At 73.0% G+C, this 18,705-nt stretch carries 16 protein-coding genes and 1 tRNA gene; 10 read left to right on the forward strand and 7 right to left on the reverse strand.

Features of this window, described 5'->3' with window-relative positions; translation table 11 throughout:
• Positions 1-107 precede the first annotated feature (107 nt).
• Both ACMXGY_RS17970 and ACMXGY_RS17975 read right to left on the reverse strand, forming a co-directional pair.
• On the reverse strand, positions 108-896 hold the full coding sequence (locus ACMXGY_RS17970) for a hypothetical protein (RefSeq protein WP_483774330.1): 789 nt from the start codon (positions 894-896) through the stop codon (positions 108-110).
• On the reverse strand, positions 896-1,726 hold the full coding sequence (locus ACMXGY_RS17975) for a hypothetical protein (RefSeq protein ID WP_483774331.1): 831 nt from the start codon (positions 1,724-1,726) through the stop codon (positions 896-898). Before ACMXGY_RS17975 ends, ACMXGY_RS17970 begins: the two co-directional genes overlap by 1 nt.
• Positions 1,727-1,847: 121 nt before the next feature.
• Between ACMXGY_RS17975 and ACMXGY_RS17980 the strand changes: the two genes are divergently transcribed.
• The 6 genes from ACMXGY_RS17980 (at position 1,848) to ACMXGY_RS18005 (ending at position 7,011) form a co-directional block, all read left to right on the forward strand.
• Positions 1,848-2,279, forward strand: coding sequence for a plasmid replication, integration and excision activator (locus tag ACMXGY_RS17980; protein ID WP_483774332.1), 432 nt, complete (start codon positions 1,848-1,850; stop codon positions 2,277-2,279).
• Positions 2,276-3,787 carry an FtsK/SpoIIIE domain-containing protein gene (locus ACMXGY_RS17985; RefSeq protein ID WP_483774333.1) on the forward strand — a complete coding sequence of 504 codons (1,512 nt, stop codon included), beginning with the start codon at positions 2,276-2,278 and terminating at the stop codon, positions 3,785-3,787. Before ACMXGY_RS17980 ends, ACMXGY_RS17985 begins: the two co-directional genes overlap by 4 nt.
• Entirely contained in the window at positions 3,780-5,399 is a 1,620-nt protein-coding gene (locus ACMXGY_RS17990) for a replication initiator (RefSeq protein ID WP_483774334.1), read from the forward strand. The genes ACMXGY_RS17985 and ACMXGY_RS17990 overlap by 8 nt, the downstream gene beginning before the upstream one ends.
• A gap of 176 nt (positions 5,400-5,575) precedes the next feature.
• Positions 5,576-5,794, forward strand: a complete 219-nt coding sequence (locus ACMXGY_RS17995) for a helix-turn-helix domain-containing protein (RefSeq protein WP_483774335.1) — start codon at positions 5,576-5,578, stop codon at positions 5,792-5,794.
• Between the two features lie 3 nt (positions 5,795-5,797).
• Positions 5,798-6,184, forward strand: a complete 387-nt coding sequence (locus ACMXGY_RS18000) for a hypothetical protein (protein WP_483774336.1) — start codon at positions 5,798-5,800, stop codon at positions 6,182-6,184.
• Positions 6,151-7,011, forward strand: a complete 861-nt coding sequence (locus ACMXGY_RS18005) for a tyrosine-type recombinase/integrase (RefSeq protein WP_483776899.1) — start codon at positions 6,151-6,153, stop codon at positions 7,009-7,011. Before ACMXGY_RS18000 ends, ACMXGY_RS18005 begins: the two co-directional genes overlap by 34 nt.
• 66 nt (positions 7,012-7,077) lie before the next feature.
• Here ACMXGY_RS18005 and ACMXGY_RS18010 read toward each other — a convergent pair.
• The 3 genes from ACMXGY_RS18010 to ACMXGY_RS18020 all read right to left on the reverse strand — a co-directional run bounded on the left by ACMXGY_RS18010 (position 7,078) and on the right by ACMXGY_RS18020 (position 9,095).
• Positions 7,078-7,167, reverse strand: a tRNA-Ser gene (locus tag ACMXGY_RS18010).
• Positions 7,168-7,230: 63 nt separating this feature from the next.
• Positions 7,231-8,247, reverse strand: coding sequence for an iron-siderophore ABC transporter substrate-binding protein (locus ACMXGY_RS18015; protein WP_483774337.1), 1,017 nt, complete (start codon positions 8,245-8,247; stop codon positions 7,231-7,233).
• Between the two features lie 8 nt (positions 8,248-8,255).
• On the reverse strand, positions 8,256-9,095 hold the full coding sequence (locus ACMXGY_RS18020) for a siderophore-interacting protein (protein ID WP_483774338.1): 840 nt from the start codon (positions 9,093-9,095) through the stop codon (positions 8,256-8,258).
• A gap of 674 nt (positions 9,096-9,769) precedes the next feature.
• On the opposite strand from ACMXGY_RS18020, the gene ACMXGY_RS18025 reads away from it, so the two are divergent.
• Positions 9,770-10,567: an NAD-dependent protein deacetylase gene (locus ACMXGY_RS18025; RefSeq protein WP_483776900.1), complete on the forward strand. Its 798-nt coding sequence runs from the start codon at positions 9,770-9,772 to the stop codon at positions 10,565-10,567.
• Between the two features lie 146 nt (positions 10,568-10,713).
• On the opposite strand, the gene ACMXGY_RS18030 is transcribed toward ACMXGY_RS18025, so the two are convergent.
• On the reverse strand, positions 10,714-11,145 hold the full coding sequence (locus tag ACMXGY_RS18030; protein WP_483776901.1) for a nucleoside deaminase: 432 nt from the start codon (positions 11,143-11,145) through the stop codon (positions 10,714-10,716).
• Positions 11,146-11,422: 277 nt separating this feature from the next.
• Between ACMXGY_RS18030 and upp the strand changes: the two genes are divergently transcribed.
• The 3 genes from upp to ACMXGY_RS18045 all read left to right on the forward strand — a co-directional run bounded on the left by upp (position 11,423) and on the right by ACMXGY_RS18045 (position 13,862).
• Positions 11,423-12,058 carry a uracil phosphoribosyltransferase gene (gene upp, locus ACMXGY_RS18035; RefSeq protein ID WP_483774339.1) on the forward strand — a complete coding sequence of 212 codons (636 nt, stop codon included), beginning with the start codon at positions 11,423-11,425 and terminating at the stop codon, positions 12,056-12,058.
• Positions 12,059-12,384: 326 nt separating this feature from the next.
• Positions 12,385-13,023, forward strand: coding sequence for a winged helix-turn-helix domain-containing protein (locus ACMXGY_RS18040; RefSeq protein ID WP_483774340.1), 639 nt, complete (start codon positions 12,385-12,387; stop codon positions 13,021-13,023).
• Between the two features lie 116 nt (positions 13,024-13,139).
• A complete protein-coding gene (locus tag ACMXGY_RS18045) occupies positions 13,140-13,862 on the forward strand; it encodes an SDR family oxidoreductase (protein WP_483774341.1) in 723 nt (240 codons plus the stop codon).
• A gap of 8 nt (positions 13,863-13,870) precedes the next feature.
• Here the strand turns inward: ACMXGY_RS18045 and ACMXGY_RS18050 are convergent, their stop codons facing one another.
• Complete coding sequence (locus tag ACMXGY_RS18050; protein WP_483774342.1) at positions 13,871-18,511, reverse strand: sigma-70 family RNA polymerase sigma factor; 4,641 nt, start codon at positions 18,509-18,511, stop codon at positions 13,871-13,873.
• Positions 18,512-18,705 lie beyond the last annotated feature (194 nt).

The raw sequence follows: 18,705 nt of genomic DNA on the forward strand, positions 1-18,705 counted from the left end.
GTCGACCGTATCGGCGTAGCGCGGATACCGGTGTGATCGTCTGCCACCGGTGTGCCTTGGGTCTACGCCACCAAAGCGGCGCCGGGTAATGGGCCATCTCGGCCGGGCTAGCTTCGGACGGCGGCGATGGCCTTATCGTCGTGGCGCTTCGCGCGGGGAAGCGCTAAGCCATCCGGGTCCTCGCGTCTCTCCCACCGGTCAAGATCCTTCAAGAGCCTGCCGAGCGCGACGCTGTCCTTGGCCGCGACACAAGCCCAGTGGTCGAGGTCGAGGTTCTTCATCGGCCGATAGGCGCCATCAGTAGCGAGAACCAGCCAGGGCGTGGCGTCGATGTCTAAACGCACCGCGAGAGCACGATGCGCTGCGGTCGGTACGACTTCTGCGATCCAGTAGCCCTGATCGATGTTCCGGTGCCGCACTTGCTCAGCCTGTAGCGCCTTCAGCAGTTCGCGGTGGGTCTCGTCGTAGCCGTGCCCGGCTGCGAGGCGCTCTCGATACTCCGCTCGCTGCGGCTGAGCGAAGCGAGCGATTCGGTCGTCGACGTAGATGCCGTGGGGCGTCGCGATCTGGCTGTCACCTAGGACTAGGAGGTCGAAGCCGTCCATGTCCTCGCGCGCGATGGCAACGGTGCTCGACGGCGAGGTGCCGGGACGGAGGTCGAGGACCAAGGTGGTTCCTTCAATCGCCCGTGCGAGGAGGTCAGTAAGTGGGATCCGAGGATCAGTCGCGAGGCCCTCGACCAGGAACCGTCCGAGTGTGTCGACATAGGTGGACGGGGACACCTCGACCGGCAAGAAGGCCGAGGCTCCATCGAGGACGATAACGGCGTTCTGGGTCGTGAAGATGCGGTCTTGTGACGAACTGGCATCGGGGAGCATCGCTGTCGCGATCCGCATCAGCAGTCCCACCGCAGTGGGTCGCCGACCGCTGCGGCGCTGGTGATCGCGAGTCCGTCGTAGCTGCTCGCGACCACGAGCGAGAAGTCATTGCCGGCGGTGATGCTGTAGAGCTCGGTGGCGTTGGCGGTCAGGTACTCGACCGCTCCTAGAGAGCCGATCGCATGAAGCCCAGCGACGTGAGTGATGGTCCGGTCCCCGTCGCCACGACGCGCGACGTAGGCGACATCGGCACTCTCGCCTGCTGTGTCGCTGGGTGAGCGGTGGCGTGCCTGCGTCTGGCGGTCCTCGACGAACCAACCTTCGTCGTCGTTCGCGATCGTGAGGCGGGGGTCGGTGTCAACGAGGCTCGTGACGGCAGGCGACGACTTCGGGCCGCAGATGATGAACAGGTCGCCACTCGGAAGTTCGGCGTCGTCCGGCCCGATCTGCGCAGAGCGCGTCACGAAGTCGAAGAACTCGAGAAGCTGCTTCGCTGCCTCGGCTGCGGCCACATCCTCAGCGGCAAGGAGCGGTCGCTCACGGTCAGTCACCTGGTAGCGGTAGGGGGTCACGATCGTGACGGGCCCGACGCCGAACAGGGCGCGTGCAGCAGCAGGCGCGGTCGACCGGATCTGAGTAACACGCCCCTTCGTGATCCCCAGTGAGGTGGCGATCTGGCTGTACGGCAGCCCGAGATCCCGATGGGCCTCCTCAAGGGCTTCGCGGCGCAGCCGAGCGAGTTCCGTCGACCGCTGCTGGTACAGAGCGAGCAACTCGGTCGCGCGACGGCCCCGGCGGATCGGGTCAGGATCCCGCCGCACGTCGGCGAACTCGTCCGTGGATGACACACCCCGAGTTTAGACCCCTTGACGCAGGCGCCGCAGGGCCCTAGCCTCTCGTTTAGACCCCTATACCTCACCCGTAGGCAGTCGACCTCAGGGTTTAGGGGCATAAACGGAGGTGGCCAGCATGGCGATGAAGCAGCGGTTCGAGATCGAGCACTCGGTGGCGTTCCCGAAGGGTGCGTTCCTGCGCGGGGAGGTCGAGCCCGTGGCGGACTTCAACGCGCCGCAGCGACCGGACGGGACGCGCCCGCAGCAGCACGACAAGGAGACGGGCCTGCCGCTGTGGCAGCGCGTCGTCATCGACGGTGACGAGGACGCCGGCCGCAAGGAGATCGGCGTGACGGTGAAGTTCGCCGCGAAGTACCAGCCGGTCCCGCCGGAGAACAAGTCCGGGTTCCCGTGGACGCCCGTCGAGTTCGTGGGGCTGACGGCCCTCCCCTACGTCGACGACAACGGGATGCGCCCGCGCATCGCCTGGTCGTTCCGGGCGACCGAGCTCGTCGCGCCCGGTCAGGCCCGCGACGCGGCGAAGGCCGGCCCGAAGGCCGCGGCGTGATCACCGCGCGGCTCTGGCAGGGGGTTCGCCGGGTCCTCGCCGCACTGTGGCTCGCGCTGCGGTGGACCGCGCGGGCGTGGCGGTGGATCGCGGCGACGCTGTTCACGGGCGGCGTGGTCGGCCTTCTCGGCTTCGACGCGCTGTCGGCGGCGCTCTACTGGTCTGTCCCGGCGTGGAACCTGGCCCGCGCGCTCTGGGCGGTGTTCAGCCCGATGACGTACGAGCCGCTGCTCGGCGGTCCGCTGCGTCGTCACCGGTGGCGACGGTACGTGCGGCGGCAGTGGCCGTCGATGGCGGAGTCCTGCGGGCTCGCCAACCGGGTCGTCCGGGAGAACCGGACCGTCCCGCGGCTGCTCCGCGTCCGGGCACGCGAGAACACACTGACGATCCGGGTCCGAGCCCGCTCGGGTCAGACGCTCGACGACCTGCGCGGCGCCGTCGAGGCAGTCGGCACGATCATGGGGGCCGAGGCGTCGACGAGCCGTCGCGTGCGGCCCGGGGTTCTCGACATCGTCCTGACGATGGCCGACCTCCTGGACCAGCCGCTCTACGCCACGATCCCGAACGACGTCGACCCGACCGGAGTGCAGCTCGGCCGCATCCAGGACGGCAACCGGTGGCGGCTCACGCCGCGCGGGCTGCAGACGCTCGTCGTCGGCTGCTCCGGCTCCGGCAAGGGATCGGTGTTCTGGGGCATCGCGGGGAACCTCGCGCCAGCCGTGCAGGCGGGCCTCGTGCGGCTCTGGGGCATCGACCTCAAGGGCGGTATCGAAATCGGTATGGGTGACCGGCTCTTCTATCGGGTCAGCACGGACGAGCACCAGGCCGTGGACACGCTGCGCGACCTGCTCGCCGTCGTCGACCAGCGGCAGCGGGCCATGTACGGGCGGACGCGCGACTTCGTGCCGACGCCCGGAGACCCGGTGCACGTGCTCCTCATCGACGAGCTCGCCGTCCTCACCGCGTACGCATCCAAGCAGGTGCAGAGTGAGGCGTCGGACCTGCTGCGTCGCGTCCTGACGCAGGGTAGGGCGCTCGGCGTTCTCGTCGTCGCGTTCGTACAGGACCCGCGCAAGGAGACCGTGGCGATGCGTGGCCTGTTCACGCAGACCGTCGCGCTGCGGCTGCGGTCGGCGTCCGAGACGGCGATGGTGCTCGGCGAGGGCATGGCCGATGTCGCGCCCGCACACCAGATCAGCCCGGCCCACCCCGGAACGGGCTACGTGGTCGCGGACGACGGGAACGTGGAGCGGGTGCGGGCGGACTTCTGGGAGGACACGTTCATCCGGATGGTCGCCGAGACGTACCCGGCGCCCGACCGCTACGCGCCGCCGCCGATCTTCGTCGGCCCGCCGACTCCCGACGCCGACGACAAGGCGACCACGCCCACGCGAGTCCCGGCCGAGGAGCAGCGGGCTCCGCGCGCGCCGCGTAAGCCGCGGTCTCCTCGCAAGCCGCGCGAGTCGGCGACCCGCACGGCCTCCGCCGCTGAGGCGCCGGATGCCTGACGTCGCTCCCGCGCAGGGTGGGTTCCCGGGGTTCGGGCTGGACGCCCCGCTCGACCTCGGGAACCTCACCCCGGCGGCGGTCGCCGGGATCGCGGCACGGCTGCGCGACCGCACCGCCGCCGCGTTCTCCGACGCCGCCGCCCGCACGGGCTTCTGCTCACACCCCATCCGGCTGCGCGGCTCCTCGACCACCGTCGACGCGGCCACGGGTGAGGTGCTGTCGCAGTTCAGCCCCGACGACGCGCCGCTCGGCGTCCTGTACCGGGCGTGCGGCAACCGGCGCGAGTCCGTCTGCCCGGCCTGCTCCCGCGTCTACGCGCGCGACACGTTCGAGATAATCCGGGCGGGCCTGCTGGGCGGTAAGACCGTCCCGGCGACCGTCGCGGACAACCCGCTCGTCTTCGCGACCCTCACTGCACCGTCCTTCGGTCACGTGCACGGCACCCGCGCCAAGCACGGCAGGTCAGCGCGCTGCCGCCCGCACGGCACCGGGACGTGCGCGCACGGGCGCCCGCGCGGGTGCACCACGCAGCACTCCGACACCGACCCTGTCGTCGGGTCGCCGCTGTGCGAGGCCTGCTACGACTGGCACTCGGCCGTCGTGTGGCAGTGGCACGCCCCCGAGCTGTGGCGGCGCTTCACGATCGCGCTGCGTCGCCAGGTCGCCGAGGCTCTGGGCGTCCGCGAGTCCGCGCTCGGCACGGTGGCCTCGGTGCAGTTCGCGAAGGTCGCCGAGTACCAGGTGCGCGGCCTCGTGCACTTCCACGCCCTCATCCGGCTCGACGGTCCCGACGGCCCGGGCAGCCCCGCCCCCGTCGACGGGTTGACCCTCGCGCACGTGGCGCGGGCTGCCGCCCGAGCGGTCGCGGTGACGGCACCTCCGGTAGACGGTGCGGACGTCCCGCGCGTGCTGCGCTTCGGTACGCAGCTCGACGTGCGGTGCGTGCGCACCGGCGTACCGGAGAACGACGACGGCTCCGACGACCTGCGCCCCGAGCAGGTGGCCGGCTACCTCGCGAAGTACTCGACCAAGGGCACAGGCACGGATCTCGCGGCGCCGCGCCCGCATCACCAGCGCATGGTCCGCACGTGCCGGTGGCTCGCCGAGCGCGCCCGCACCGCGTGCCGTGGCCTCGCGGGGCCGGACCCGGAGGACGACGAGGGCTGCGTCTGCGGGCAGTGCGCAGGCAGCCCGTACCGGCTGCTCGCGAAGTGGGCGCACATGCTGGGATTCCGCGGCCACTTCTCGAGCAAGTCGCGGCGCTACTCGATCCCGCTCGGGCGGCTGCGCCGGGCTCGGGTCCGGTTCCAGCGGCTCAAGGCCGATGCGGAGCGGGACGGGACGCCGATGGAGGTCGCCGACCTCGAAGCGCGTCTGCTCGCCGAGGACGACGAGACGACCCTCGTCGTCGGCTCCTGGACCTACGAGGGCTCCGGGTGGACCAACCCCGGCGACAAGGCCCTCGCCGATGCCGCAGCCGCTCGAGCTCGCGAGTACGCGCAGTGGCGGGCGCAGAGCACCGCAACTCGGCGATGGGTCCTGGCACCTCAGGGGGTGGAGTCACCACACCGCCCGCAGCGGAGGGAGACTCCCGGACCCGGCCCGGCTTGAACGGGCTGCCACCCTCTCCGACTGCGGGCTGGGTGCGTTGTTACCGGCTAGACGCACCTTGGGCGGGGCGATGCCGAGGTTACTCGCCTGGACCGAGCTTGCGCTAGGAGATTGCGTGCGAGAAGCCGCACGAAGACGGCAGGAACCACACCACAAACGACGTAGGAGGAACAACGATGCGCAACCAGACCGCACCGACCACCACCCGCCGTCGGCGCCTGATGACACCGGAAGAGCTGGCCGACTACCTGGGGGTGACCCTGCACTGCGTGTACGCCTGGTCGAGCCGCGGCGGCGGGCCGAAGCTGCTGCGTGTGGGCGCCCGGCTGCGCTACCGCCCCGAGGACGTCGAGGCCTGGCTGGACCGGGTCACCGACAGCCGCGTGGCGGGCTGAGCCGTGCCGCGCAAGCCGATCGAGCCGGGGCGCTGGGGGAACATCAGCCGGAGGGAGCTGTCCCCCGGCGTCTGGCGGGCGCAGGCGCAGTACCGCGACTTCGCGGGCGTGCTGCACAAGTACGAGTCGCGCGGACCCTCGGGAGCGGCGGCGCAACGGGCCTTGGAGGACAAGCTGCACCGTGCGAGCAGCGAGGCCACGGTCCCCGGGACGGCGACGATCACCCCGGCGACCCGCATGGGTGTCGTGTTCGACCACTGGATCGCGGAGAAGCGCGTCGAGGGGCAGATCACGTCGCAGTCGCTGGAGACGTACCGCGGCGTTCTCGAACGGACCTGCGGCCCGCGTTCGGACTGCTGCGGGTCCGAGAGGTCACGCCCGTGGCGGTGAACCGGGTGCTCATGGCGCTGAGCACGGCGCAGAAGTTCGACACCGCACGGCAGGCTCGCAACGTCATGTCCCAGGTCATGATGCTGTGCGTCCGCTACGGCGCGGCGCCGTTCAACCCGGTCCGGGATGCGGTGACCGTGCGCAAGCCGCGCCGGGCTGAGGTGCGCACGCTCGGGCTCGAGGACATCGCGCTGCTGCGCAAGGCCGTGCGCGAGTGGGAGGACCGCCCCGCCCTCGCGCGCGGTCGTCGCAACGTCACGCTCCTGCCGCAGATCGTCGACACGATGCTCGGCACCGGGCTGCGGATCGGTGAGTGCCTGGCGCTGCGAGAGGAGGACGTCGACCTCAACGCCGAGGTTCCGACGCTCACCGTGACCGGGACCGTCGTCCGGGCCGAGGGCCGGCTCGTGCGGCAGCCCAAGCCGAAGTCCGACTCGTCGCGGCGCACGATCACGCTCCCCGCGTTCGTCGTCACCGCGATCCGCGAGGCGCTGGACCTCGGCCTGGACGGCGGGCCGGACGACCTGGTGTTCCCGTCCACGCGGGCTACGCCTCGCTCCCCCAGCCGGGTGCGCGACCAGCTCCGGGAGGCACAGGCCGCCATCGGCACGACGGTCACCCCGCACGACTTCCGCCGGACCGTGGCGACGCAGGTCGCGAACTCCACGACGATCGGCAACGCGACGGCGCTGCTCGGTCACGCCGACGAGGGCACGACCGTCCGGCACTACGTGAAGCGCACCCACGTCGCCCCGGACCTGCGGGTCGTCATCGACCAGCTCGTCCAGCAGGCCGCGGTCGACAGCCCGCAGGGCAAAACGGAGTGAAAACGGAGGGCCGGGTACGACGAAAGGCCCCACAGCCGCAGAATTCTGCGGGTGGGGCCCTTCGGGTGGCGGTAGCGGTGGGATTTGAACCCACGGTGGACTTTCACCCACACACGCTTTCGAGGCGTGCTCCTTAGGCCGCTCGGACACGCTACCTCGCCGGTGACACCGGCCCAGGAAGGATACCTGGTCCGGGCCCCGGACACCGAATCGGCGGGATCACGCCCCGCCGAGCGCCTCGGCGAACAGCGGCACGACGTTGTCGATCGCGTAGATCACGGCCGTGGGCGTGCCGAGCGAGAAGGCGTTGGAGAGGTCCTTGTCGTCGAACACGACGTAGCGACCGTCGGCGACGGACGGCACGGTCTGGAACTGCGGCAGCGCCTCGACGTCGGCGGCGGTGAAGCCGATGGGCTGGATGACGGTGAGGTCGGCGTCGAGCAGGTCGACGTTCTCGGTGCCGAGGTTCGCGGAGAACTCCTCGCCGGCGGCCTCGTCGATCTCGGGCTTGGTCTCGAAGCCGAGGCCCTGCATGAACTCGCCGCGGCTGGAGTTCGAGACGTAGGCGCCGAAGCCCTCGGCCCAGTACGACCCGATGACCGCCGTCTTGCCGGCGAAGTCGGGGTTCTCGTCGCGCGCGGCGGCGAACGCGTCGTCGACCTCGGCGAGCAGCTCCTCGCCCGCCTCGCTGCGCCCGAGGGCGGCAGCGATCATCGACACCTGGTCCTCCATGGACGCGAGATAGGACTCGCCGCCCTCGGGGACCCCGATGGTCGGCGCGATCTCCGAGAGCCGGTCGTAGCGCTCCTGGTCGCCCGACGACTTCACGTCGAGGATGACGTCGGGCTCGAGCACCGCGATCTGCTCGTACGACGGCTCGAGCGTCCCGATGATCTCGGGCGACTCGGTGTAGGCGTCCTCGAACCACGGGCCGACGCCGTCGCCGCCGAACGCGAGCCAGTCGCTGGCCCCGACGGGCTGGACGCCGAGCGCGAGCGCGGTCTCCGCGTCGCCCCAGCCGAGGGCGACGACGCGCGTCGGCTCCTCGGCGATCTCGACGTCGCCGAACGCGGTGGGGACGGTGACGGGGAACGCCTCCGCGGCGTCGTCGGTGCTGCCCGACGGCGCAGGCTCGCCCTCGTCGGTCGTGTCGCCGGACGAGCAGGCGGCGAGCGTCAGGACGGCCAACGCGGACGTCGCTGCGAGCGCGCGACGGAGCGTGGTGGTGCGGTGCATGGGACTCCTCAGTCTTCGAAGATCTGGCCGACGGGCTCGCGCTTCTCGGCCTGGAAACGGTCCTCGGCTCGCCCGTAGGCCCAGTAGCCGGAGAGGGAGAGATCGGCGCGCGGGACCCCGCGCTCGGCGAACAGGCGACGCAGGGCCTTCATGGCCTCGCGCTCGCCGTGCGCGAAGATGTGCACGCGGCCCTCGCGCCACGGGAGGTCGGCGACGGCGTCGGGCAGGAGCGTCGTCGTGCCGGCGGGTGAGTCGCCGCGCAGGACCCACGTGACCTCGACGCCCGCGGGCGCCTCGAGCGGCAGCCGGTCCGCCTCGGTGGCGACCTCCAGCACGGCGTGCCCGACGGCGTCGCGCGGCATCGCCTCCAGCGCGGCGGCGATCGCGGGAACCGCGGAGTCGTCGCCCACGAGCAGGTGCCAGTCGGCGGTGGGGTCCGGTGAGTAGAGGCCGCCGGGGCCGCGGAACACGATGCGGTCCCCCGGTTCGGCCCGGGCGGCCCACGGCCCGGCGAGGCCCTCGTCGCCGTGCACGACGAAGTCGATCGCGAGCCGCTGCGCCTCCTCGTCGACCCAGCGCACGGTGTACGTGCGGGTCACAGGAAGATCCTCGGGCGCGAGCGTCTCGCGCAGCGCGTCCAGGTCGTACGGCGGCTCGAGCCCGAGCTCCGGCTTGGCGAAGAAGATCTTGACGTAGGCGTCCGTGAACGCGTTTGGCGTGAACGCGGTGAACCCCTCGCCGCCCGCGACGACGCGCACGAGGTGCGGGCTGAGCCACGAGGTCTCAAGCACCTCGAGGACCGTCTGGGGACGCACGCGGCGGGGCGCCTGCGCGGTGGTGGTCGACATGAGAACCTCTCGTCAGTGACTTAGGTGAGGCTAACATCAGCAGCGCACCGCTCAGCTATGACGCCGGTCACGCAACCGCCCGCAGAGCAGGTGACCGAGACGCTCCAATCCAGCCCCCTGGTCCCGCGAAGTAGAACCGTGGTCCCGCGAAGTAGAACGCTGGTCGCCCGAGGGAGAACCCTGGACGCGCCTGAGGACTCTGATCCGCGAAGATCCCGCTCGAGGCGAGCGCAGACCAGGGTGGGACGACGCCGGAGGGGTGGGTGGGGGCGCCGCGTCGTGGTCGGGCCTGGCGGGAGCGCCGCGAGGAACGAGCGGCGCGGATGGTAGACGCGGCGCCCCCAGGCACCCCGACACCCAGGGCGACCACCGCCGTCGACATGACCAGCGTTCTACCTCGGCAGACCACGGTTCTACCTCGCGCGACCAGGGTTCTACTTCGCGCGACCACGGTTCTTCCTCGCGCACGTCGTACCGTGGGAGACGTGCCCGACGACCCTTCGACACCGACCCCGACCAGCTCCCCCGCCCACGTGGCGACGTCCTCCGCCGACGTGCCGACGACGTCCGCCGTCCCGACGCTCTCGTCGCGGCTCGCGTGGCGCCCGAGCCAGCCGCCGGCGTCGGGCACGGAACCGGCGCCGCGGACCGGGACCGTCGACGACGCCGTCGAGCTGCTGCGCGGCCTGCGGATCACCGCGCTCACGGGGGCTGGGGTCTCCACGGACTCGGGGATCCCGGACTACCGCGGGCCGGACTCGCCGCCGCGCAACCCGATGACCTACCAGCAGTTCGTGCAGGACGAGGCGTTCCGCCGGCACTACTGGGCGCGCAACCACGTGGGCTGGCAGCACGTGCACCGCACGCACCCGAACGCGGGCCACCGCGCGCTCGCGCGGCTGGAGGACGCGGGCGTTCTGGTGGGACTCATCACGCAGAACGTCGACCTGCTGCACGAGGACGCGGGCAGCCGCCACGTCATCGACCTGCACGGCCGCTACGACCGCGTCATCTGCCTGCAGTGCGGCCGTGTCATCTCGCGCGAGCACCTCGCCGAGCGGCTGACGGCGCTGAACCCGGGGTTCATCGAGAGCATCGGCGACGTCGCGGACGTGGAGATCGCCCCGGACGCGGACGCCGTGATCGAGCAGACGTCGCACTTCCGGCCCGCGCCGTGCGAGTTCTGCGGCGGGGTGCTCAAGCCGGAGATCGTGTACTTCGGCGAGAACGTGCCGCGTGAGCGCGTCGAGCGCGCGTACGCGATGGTCGACGACGCCGAGGCGCTCCTCGTCGCGGGGTCGTCGCTCACGGTGATGAGCGGGCTGCGGTTCGTGCGGCACGCGGCGAAGCAGGACAAGCCGGTCGTCATCGTCAACCGCGGCTGGACGCGCGGCGACCCGCTCGCGACGCTCAAGGTTGAGGCCGGCACCACCGAGACCCTCACCGCCCTCGCCGAGGCGCTCACGCGCTGAGGCGAGCGACCCACGAGCGGTGGGGAGGGACGACGACGCCGGGTCGTGGTGGGCCTGGCGGGAGGCGCCGAGGCACGAGGCGCCGGATGGTAGACCCGGCGTCGTCGTCCCTCCCCACCGCGATCGCAACGACAGGGGCAGTGCGCTCAGCGCTGCGCGCTGAAGAAGTCGCGCAGGAGTCGGCCGCACTCGTCCTCGCGGACGCCGCCGATCACCTCGACGGCGTGGTTGGCGCGCTGGTCGCGCACGAGGTCCCAGACCGAGCCGGTGGCGCCGGCCTTGGGGTCCCACGCGCCGAGCACGAGCCGTTCGACGCGCGCGAGGACGAGCGCCCCCGCGCACATGACGCAGGGCTCGAGCGTGACGACGAGCGTGCAGCCCTCGAGCCGCCACTCCCCCGTCGTCGCGGCGGCCTGGCGCAGCGCGAGCACCTCGGCGTGGGCGGTCGGGTCGCCGGTCTCCTCGCGCCGGTTCCGGCCGACGCCGAGCAGCCGCCCGTCGGGCCCGACGACGAGCGCACCCACCGGCACGTCGGCGCTCGCGAGGGCGTGGGTCGCCTCGTGGAGCGCGAGCCCCATGAGGGCGTCCCAGACCTGGTGGCGACCGGCCACCGTGCCGGGCGGGAACGTGCCCTCGGCCCACGGCAGCTCGAGCCCTCGGGGTGCGGCCGTGCCCGACGTCGACCCCTCGCCCGGGTGGGCGGGGTCGCCGGGGCGAGCGACGTCGTCGGGCACGGGACCTCCGGTCGATAGCAGCGAGCCGCACACCAGGCTAGCGACCGCGGCCGGCGGCACCCGGGAGGCGGACGGTTACCGGCCGGTACGAGAGGTCCCGCGGTCGGATACCGTTGTCGCCATGCGCCTGCACGTCGCCGACCACCCGCTCGTGGCCCACAAGCTGACCGTCCTGCGGAACAAGGACACGGCGTCGCCGACGTTCCGGCTCCTCGTGGACGAGCTCGTCACGCTGCTCGCCTACGAGGCCACGCGCGACGTGCGCGTGGAGCCGCACGAGATCGAGACTCCCGTGACGACGACGGTCGGCGTGCGCCTCGCGGAGCCGCGCCCGCTCGTCGTGCCGATCCTGCGCGCGGGGCTCGGGATGCTCGAGGGCATGACGCGCCTGCTGCCGACGGCGGAGGTCGGGTTCCTCGGGATGCAGCGCGACGAGGAGACCCTCGAGGCGGTCACGTACGCGAACCGTCTCCCCGACGACCTCACGGGCCGGCACGTCTTCCTGCTCGACCCGATGCTCGCGACGGGCGGCACGCTCGTCGCGGCGATCGACTACGTCTTCGAGCGCGGGGCGCGCGACGTCACGGCCGTGTGCCTGCTGGCCGCGCCCGAGGGCATCCAGGTGCTGGAGAACGCCGTCGGAAACCGGGTCGACGTCCAGCTCGTGGTCGCCGCCGTCGACGAGCGGCTCAACGAGAAGGCCTACATCGTGCCCGGCCTCGGGGACGCGGGAGACCGCCTGTACGGCGTCGTCTGAGCCTGCCACCTGCGACGACACCGCCGGCGACGCCGCAGTCCGCTGCCCGGCGGCCCGTGGTTCGCCCAGGACGCGAGACCAACCCAGTCCGCATCCTGAGAAGTTCCTGTCCTCCCCTTGGCGTTCCCCGCCATGCGCTGCCATGCTCGCTCTCGTGAGCACCTCGACCCGTCCCGTCAGCGCGCCGTCCGGCGCGTGCTCGGGCGCGGTCATGTGCGTCTGTTGTCAGGCCTGAACCCTTCCCCGCACCCCGGTTCAGACCTCGACCCCTGCCGACCCGCCGGTCCTCCGGCGCCGCTGTCGGCCCGACGCACCCGGAGCCACCCATGACCACGCTCACCGCCACCCGTCCCGCCCGCCGCACCTCCACGGCACGCGCGGTGCCGCCGCCCCAGCCCGCCGCACCGGGGCGCAAGCCCGGCTTCGTGCTCTACGTCGGGGTCGACCAGGCCCCGGACGAGCAGCCGCCGACGGGCCGCGTCGAGGACCTCGTCGAGCTCGCCGAGGCCCTCGGGGAGCTCGCGCGGGACTGGCTGCCCGGCGCCGAGACCTACACCGCGCTCGCCCTCGCCGAGCCGTCCACGGCGACCGCCTCTCCGGTCCAGGACATCGCCGCGTTCCGTGAGCGCCTCGCGACGCTGTCGCCGGTGCCGCGCGTCGTCATCGACCCGGCGGCCCGCACGGTCGCGGTCGACGGCCGGTCCACGCGCCTGACGTTCCGCGAGCTCGAGCTCCTGTCGTACCTCGCGCGCACGGCCCACCGGGTCGTGCCGCGCGCCGAGCTGCTCGGCACCGTGTGGGCAGACCACGACGTCGCGGCGGGCAGCCGCACGATCGACGTCCACGTCCGCCGTCTGCGCGAGAAGCTGGGCCTGCAGCACGTCATCACGACCGTCCGCGGGCTCGGCTACCGGTTCGACCCGCAGACCCCCGTCGTCCTCGGTGGCACGGGGGACGCCGCCTGAGGACCCGCGCTGCCGGGCCGCGGACGACGTGGGGGTGCGTGAGATCCGTGCCCGGCAGCGCACCACCCCCCGTCCCTCGCCGGGCGGCCGGGGCCCTGCGGCGATACGTTCGGCCCATGCGCACAGTCATCGCGGGAGGTCACGGCCAGGTCGGCCGCCGCCTCGCCCGCACGCTGGTGGAGCGCGGCGACGACGTGGTGGCGCTCGTCCGGTCCGCCGCGCAGATCACGGACGTCACCGAGCTGGGGGCCCACGTGTCTCTGGTCGATCTCGAGAAGGACGACGCGGTCGCCGTGTCGTTCGAGCTCGAGGGGGCGGACGCCGTCGTCTTCACGGCGGGTGCGGGCCCCGGGAGCGGGGCCGGGCGCAAGGACACGGTCGACCGCGCGGGCGCAGCGCTGCTGGCGGACGCCGCCGAGCGCGCCGGCGTCGCGCGGTACGTCCTCGTCTCGTCCCGCGGGGTCGACGCGGCCCATGCCGACGAGCGTCCTGACGGGATCGACGACGTCTTCTGGGCCTACCTGCGCGCGAAGGCCGCCGCCGAGGACGATCTGCGCGCCCGGAGCGACCTGGGGTGGACGATCGTCCGTCCCGGGCGCCTGACGGACGAGCCCGGCGTCGGGCTCGTCGCGCTCGCGCCCGTCGGCGACGACACCAAGCCGCGCGGCAAGCGGCGCAAGGCCGGTGCCCCGATCGGTGAGCGGGACGACGTCACGCGGGACGACGTGGCGCTCGTCGTCGCGGCGGTGCTGCACGAGCCACGCTCGGCCGGGCTCGTGCTCGACCTCGTGGGTGGCGAACGACCCGTCGACGAGGCCCTGGCGGACGCCCTGCCCTGACGGGCGCGTCAGCCCTCGCCGCAGCGACCCTGCCGCTCCCAGAAGATCCAGCCCAGCGCCGGGTGGTCCGGTCGGACCAGGATGCCGCTGTTGCGGGCCGCGAAGTTCCACCCGCGGTACGAGACCTCGGCGCTGTGGTCGTACCAGGTGCCGTTCTCCCAGGGGGCGTGACACTGCGGTGCCAACGTGAACGGTGCGACCTCGAGCTGCTGCGACCAGGAACCGGCGCGGACGGTGTAGCTCGCGCCGGACCACGACGCCTCCCCGAGCGCCACGGTCCGCGTCTCACCCGCCGCCAGGTCCCACGAGCCCTTGCCCTGCCCGGTGACGCGGAAGGTCACCGGGACGTTCGAGGCGGAGTTGTCGAGGAGCACCGACACGTCGCGGTAGGAGTGGCCCCGCTCGTCGTCGTAGGCGGGGTCACCGAGCACCAGGCTCGCGGCCGGCTCCACGACGGCGCAGTCGAGCGCCCCGAAGTCGGTGGTCACGGTCTGCGAGAACGGGGTGCCGAGGACGGTGCGCGACAGGTCGAAGCTCACCTTCCCGTGCTTGACCGCGAGCGCGCCCGTGCCGACGTCGACGCTCGACGCCTGCCCCGGGGCGACGTCGCCGAGGTCGTGCGTGCCGAACGGCGTACGTGCCACGGCGTGCAGCACCTCGCCCGAGTCGTTCCGCAGACCCACCGTGAGCACGACCCCGTCGGAGCCGCTCGAGCACTGCGGCACCGCCGTGAGGCTCGCCGACCAGTCGGGCACGTAGCGCGCGCCCTGGTACCGGGCGCTCAGCGCCGAGCTCTCGAAGCCCTTGCCGAGGACCCACCGGTACTGGCGGAACGTCACGGCGCCCGGCTTCACCTCGAGGCTCTTCGTGTCGATCGTGAAGGTCACGGTCTGCCCCGGAGCGATCGTCTGCACGGGGGCCGAGTCGCCGTACGTGCCGCCGAGCATGCGGGCGTCCACCGTCTCCGGCGAGTCGTTCGTGAACGTGCCGACGAGCTTCACCGAGCCGTCCTGCCAGAGCGCCTCGACGCTCGCGCTCTTGGCCCACACCGGCTGGTAGGTCGAGGCGCCGTACTCCGCCTCGACCGTGCGCGTCCCAGGGCCGGCCGGCTGTACACGCTCCACGGTGAAGGTCGCCGTGCCCGCCGCGACCTCACGTGCCCGCGTGTCGACGGCGAACGTCGCGGTGGCGCCCGGCGCGACCGCGACAGGCGCGGCGGTGCCGTGCGGCGTCGACATCGCGACCCGCAGCGTCGTCGCGGCGTAGGGGTTGTGGAACGTCCCGGTGAGCACCGTCGACCCGACGCCCGCGCCGGGTGGCACGACCCAACCCGCCGTCGCGCTCGCGGCGCGAGCCGTGCTCGACCAGTCGAAGCAGTCGACGCCGTCGACGCGGTGCGTCGCGAGCTGACGCCCGTCCGCCTGCACGGCGTACTCCCCGCCCGCTCCACCGACCTGGGTACGGACCTCGACCGAGCGGCCGGCCCGGACGGTCGTCGCGTCGGCGACCCCCGGGACTGTGAACGACGACGGCAACGTCGATCGCGTGTTGTCGAGGGAGAACGTCAGGGGTGCGCTGGACGTCTCGGTCGCACGGTCGAAGGTGCACCGCCCGACGGTCGGCGCGGGTGCGGTGGGCGCGATCGTCTGCCCGGCGAGCGGGACGGGCAGCAGGCTCTGGTAGCCCTTGCCGTCGCCGTCGGCGTCGGTGTGCCAGCGGTACTGGCGCACGACGGCGGTCGCGTCGGTGGTCGTGGTCAGCGCCGTGTCGAGCACGAGCTCGCCGGAGGCCTCACGAGCGAGCGGGGCGATCACGGCCGAGTCCGAGACGTCGGCCCACGTCCCCACGTCGGGCGCGAGGAGCCGCACGTCCATGCCCGACCCGGTGCCGTTGACGACGGCCGCGACGTAGCGGACTGTCCCACCCGCGTTCTCGGGCGTCACCGTCACGTCGGCACGGCCGAGCCACGGCGGCGGTGTCCAGCAGTCGAGTGCGGCGTGCGCCCCGGCGTCGAAGCGCTCCTCGAACACCTGGCCCGCCACCGTCGTCGTGAGCACGACCGTGGCGCGGCCCGCGGGGAAGCGGTCCCCGTCGTCGACGCGCAGGGACGCGACCGCGCCGCTCCCGAGCGAACGGGTGCTCGAGGTCGAACCAGCGGCCTCGAGCCGTACCGACACGTCCTCGTAGGCGGTCGTGTTCTCGACCTGCGCGACGATCGAGGCGAGATCTGCCAGGCCCGCGGAGGTGCACTGCGGCTGCGGCTCGTCGATCCCGGTGGCCGCACCGGCCCAGCGGTCGTCGACCTCCACCGTGACGCCGGCGCTGCCGGCGTGCGCCTCGTGCGCGGTGCCGCGCACGGTGATCTTCCCGGACTCGAGAGCACCGGCGCTGTCCGCGAGCAGGTGGAGCGGCACCACGGACGTGGTGCGTGGCGCGAGGGAGGTTCCCGACGGCGCCGCGCAGGTCACCGCCTGGGAGTCGCCCTGGGTGCACGTCCAGCCACCGGCGGCCGCGCCCACAAGGCTCAGGCCCGCGGGCAGGTCGACCGTGACGGCCGGCTCGACGGCGGGCTTGTCCCCGCTGTTGCGCACGTCCACGCGCAGCGTCGCGTCGCCGGGGTTGTCGAACGTGAGGCTCGTCGGGGTCGTGACGCGGATCTCGGCACCGTAGTACCCGACCGTCGTCGGCTGGAACGCACGGCGGACGGGCTCGACGCCCTGCGCGCGCACGGTCCCTGCGAAGACGTAGTCGCCGCCGGACTCCGCCTCGACCTGCACGACGAGGTCCTGCGTCGCGCCCGGGCCGAGCACCCCGACGTCGCACGTGACGACGCTCGTCCCGTCGGCCTGCGGGACCGCACTGCCGCAGGGCAGCGCCTCGGCGCGCAGGATCGCCGGCGCGACCGAGGCTCCGCGCGGCACGAGGGCCGAGCCGGCCGTCGACACCCCGGCCGGCAGCGTCAGGTCGACCAGGACGTCCTCCGCGGCGCTGCCGCCGGTGTTGGACGCGGTCATGACGAGGTCTTCCGGCTGGCGGGCGGCGAGCTCGACGGCACCGAGCGAGAGGTCGAGGGCCGCCGGCGCGGGAGTCGGGGTCGGGCCGGGGCCAGGCGGGGGCGTCACCGGATCGCCCGGCTGGGGCGAGCCACCACCGGGCTGGCTGCCCGTGCCACCGGTCCCCGGGTCCGTGCCCGGAGGGGTCTGCGCACCGGTCGCGCCATCGCTCGGCGCCGCAGGATCCGTCGTCCCCGGGTCCGTGACGAGCGCGGGGTCCTCGGCGGGCGGGACGTTGGCGGGTGACGTGGGGTCGGTCGCGGCGTCGGTCGGTGCCGGTGTCGTGCCGCCCGAGGGGCTCGAGGTGGGTGACGGCTCCTGCGACGGCTCCGCCTGGGTGGACGGGGGCGGCGTCGGTTCGGGGGAGAACGCGCCGAGCGCCCCGGCGACACCGAGACCGGCCACGGCGAGGACGCCGACCGTGACCGCGGCCGCGGCGAGGGGGGCCGACGCCACGAGCGCGACGAGCCCACCGGCACCGGCGGCCGCCAGGGCCCCGGCGCCTCCCGCGGCGGCGCCGCCGGCGGCCACCGCCCCGGCGGCGGCCGAGCCTGCGGTGCCCGCACCAGCGGCACCTGCGCCCGCGGCTCCGGCCGTGCCCGCGGCACCCGCCGTCCCGGTGCCCGCTGCGCCGGCACCCGCCGCGCCGCCGGTACCGGCCGCACCCGCGCCGCCGGCCGTGGCGGTCGCGCCACCGCCCGCGGTGCCCGTGCCTGCCGCACCGGCGCCGCCCGACGACTCGAGGACGCCCGCCACGCCGGACCCGACGGCCGCACCGCCTGCGACGGGCAGCGCCGTCCCGACGAGGCCCAGCGCGCCGACGCCCAGGACGAGCGGCGCGATGACGGCGCGCATGCCGTGGGACACGTCGCCGAGCTCCAGCACGAGGCCGCGACACTCGCCGCACCCCTCGAGGTGGGTCTCGACCCGCGCGTTCTCCCGCTTGGCGAGTCCGCCGCGCACGTACGACCCGAGGAGCGCGTTGACGGTCCGGCACTCCTCGGCGGGGACGCCGCCGAGGTGCTGCTGGAGGTACGCCTGACGCAGGCCTTCGCGCGCCCGGTACGCGAGCGCCGACACCCCGTTGGCGGTGAGGCCGAGGATCGGGGCGATCTCTGCCGGCGCGAGGTTCTCGACCTCGGTGTACCAGAGCACGGCGCGCCACCGCTCGGGCAGCTCGTGGTAGGCGCGCGTGACGATGGACCGCTCGAAGCCCTCGAGCGTCGGGTCCTCGGTCGAGGCCATCGGCCCGAACGCGGACTCGAACGTGCGCTCGTCGTCGGTGGGCTGCGTGCGCCGGGCGCCGTTGACGAGGTCGTACGACAGCCGTCGCACCACGGTGAACAGGTATGCGCGGAACGTGACGTCGGGGCCACCACCGCCCTGGAGCACGGAGAGCGTGCGCGCGAAGGCGTCGGAGACCACGTCGTCGGCGTCGGCCGTGGAGCGCACGTACTGCCGCGCGACGGTGCGGGCAGCGGCGGCGTGGCGCTCGTACAGCGCGCCGTACGCGCTCGTGTCACCGTCTCGCACCGCCGTGATCAGCTCAGCGTCGCTCGACGCCTCGCTCCACACACGTTCCTGTGCTTCTGTCATGTCACCCGCCCCGGAGACCGCCTCGAGTCCGCGAGGCCTACGGGGGCCTATCGTAGACGCACGTCCAGGATCCGGGCAGTGCCTTTCCGGCGACAGAACGGAATCGGGGCCAGACGCCCCGGTTCGCCCTTTTTTAACCCGGACCAGCCGTCCCAGGAACTTTTTGCCGAACTCGCGTCATACAGCGGGCCCTC

The organism is Cellulosimicrobium sp. G4 BAM 1002, from assembly GCF_057126935.1.

Excerpts from the sequence above, each read along its gene's own strand:
- ACMXGY_RS17970 (WP_483774330.1), bottom strand. The coding sequence starts at position 896 with ATGCGGATCGCGACAGCGATGCTCCCCGATGCCAGTTCGTCACAAGAC.
- ACMXGY_RS17980 (WP_483774332.1), top strand. The coding sequence starts at position 1,848 with ATGGCGATGAAGCAGCGGTTCGAGATCGAGCACTCGGTGGCGTTCCCG.
- ACMXGY_RS17990 (WP_483774334.1), top strand. The coding sequence starts at position 3,780 with ATGCCTGACGTCGCTCCCGCGCAGGGTGGGTTCCCGGGGTTCGGGCTG.
- ACMXGY_RS17995 (WP_483774335.1), top strand. The coding sequence starts at position 5,576 with ATGCGCAACCAGACCGCACCGACCACCACCCGCCGTCGGCGCCTGATG.
- ACMXGY_RS18015 (WP_483774337.1), bottom strand. The coding sequence starts at position 8,247 with ATGCACCGCACCACCACGCTCCGTCGCGCGCTCGCAGCGACGTCCGCG.
- ACMXGY_RS18020 (WP_483774338.1), bottom strand. The coding sequence starts at position 9,095 with ATGTCGACCACCACCGCGCAGGCGCCCCGCCGCGTGCGTCCCCAGACG.
- ACMXGY_RS18030 (WP_483776901.1), bottom strand. The coding sequence starts at position 11,145 with ATGGGGCTCGCGCTCCACGAGGCGACCCACGCCCTCGCGAGCGCCGAC.
- upp (WP_483774339.1), top strand. The coding sequence starts at position 11,423 with ATGCGCCTGCACGTCGCCGACCACCCGCTCGTGGCCCACAAGCTGACC.
- ACMXGY_RS18040 (WP_483774340.1), top strand. The coding sequence starts at position 12,385 with ATGACCACGCTCACCGCCACCCGTCCCGCCCGCCGCACCTCCACGGCA.
- ACMXGY_RS18045 (WP_483774341.1), top strand. The coding sequence starts at position 13,140 with ATGCGCACAGTCATCGCGGGAGGTCACGGCCAGGTCGGCCGCCGCCTC.
- ACMXGY_RS18050 (WP_483774342.1), bottom strand. The coding sequence starts at position 18,511 with ATGACAGAAGCACAGGAACGTGTGTGGAGCGAGGCGTCGAGCGACGCT.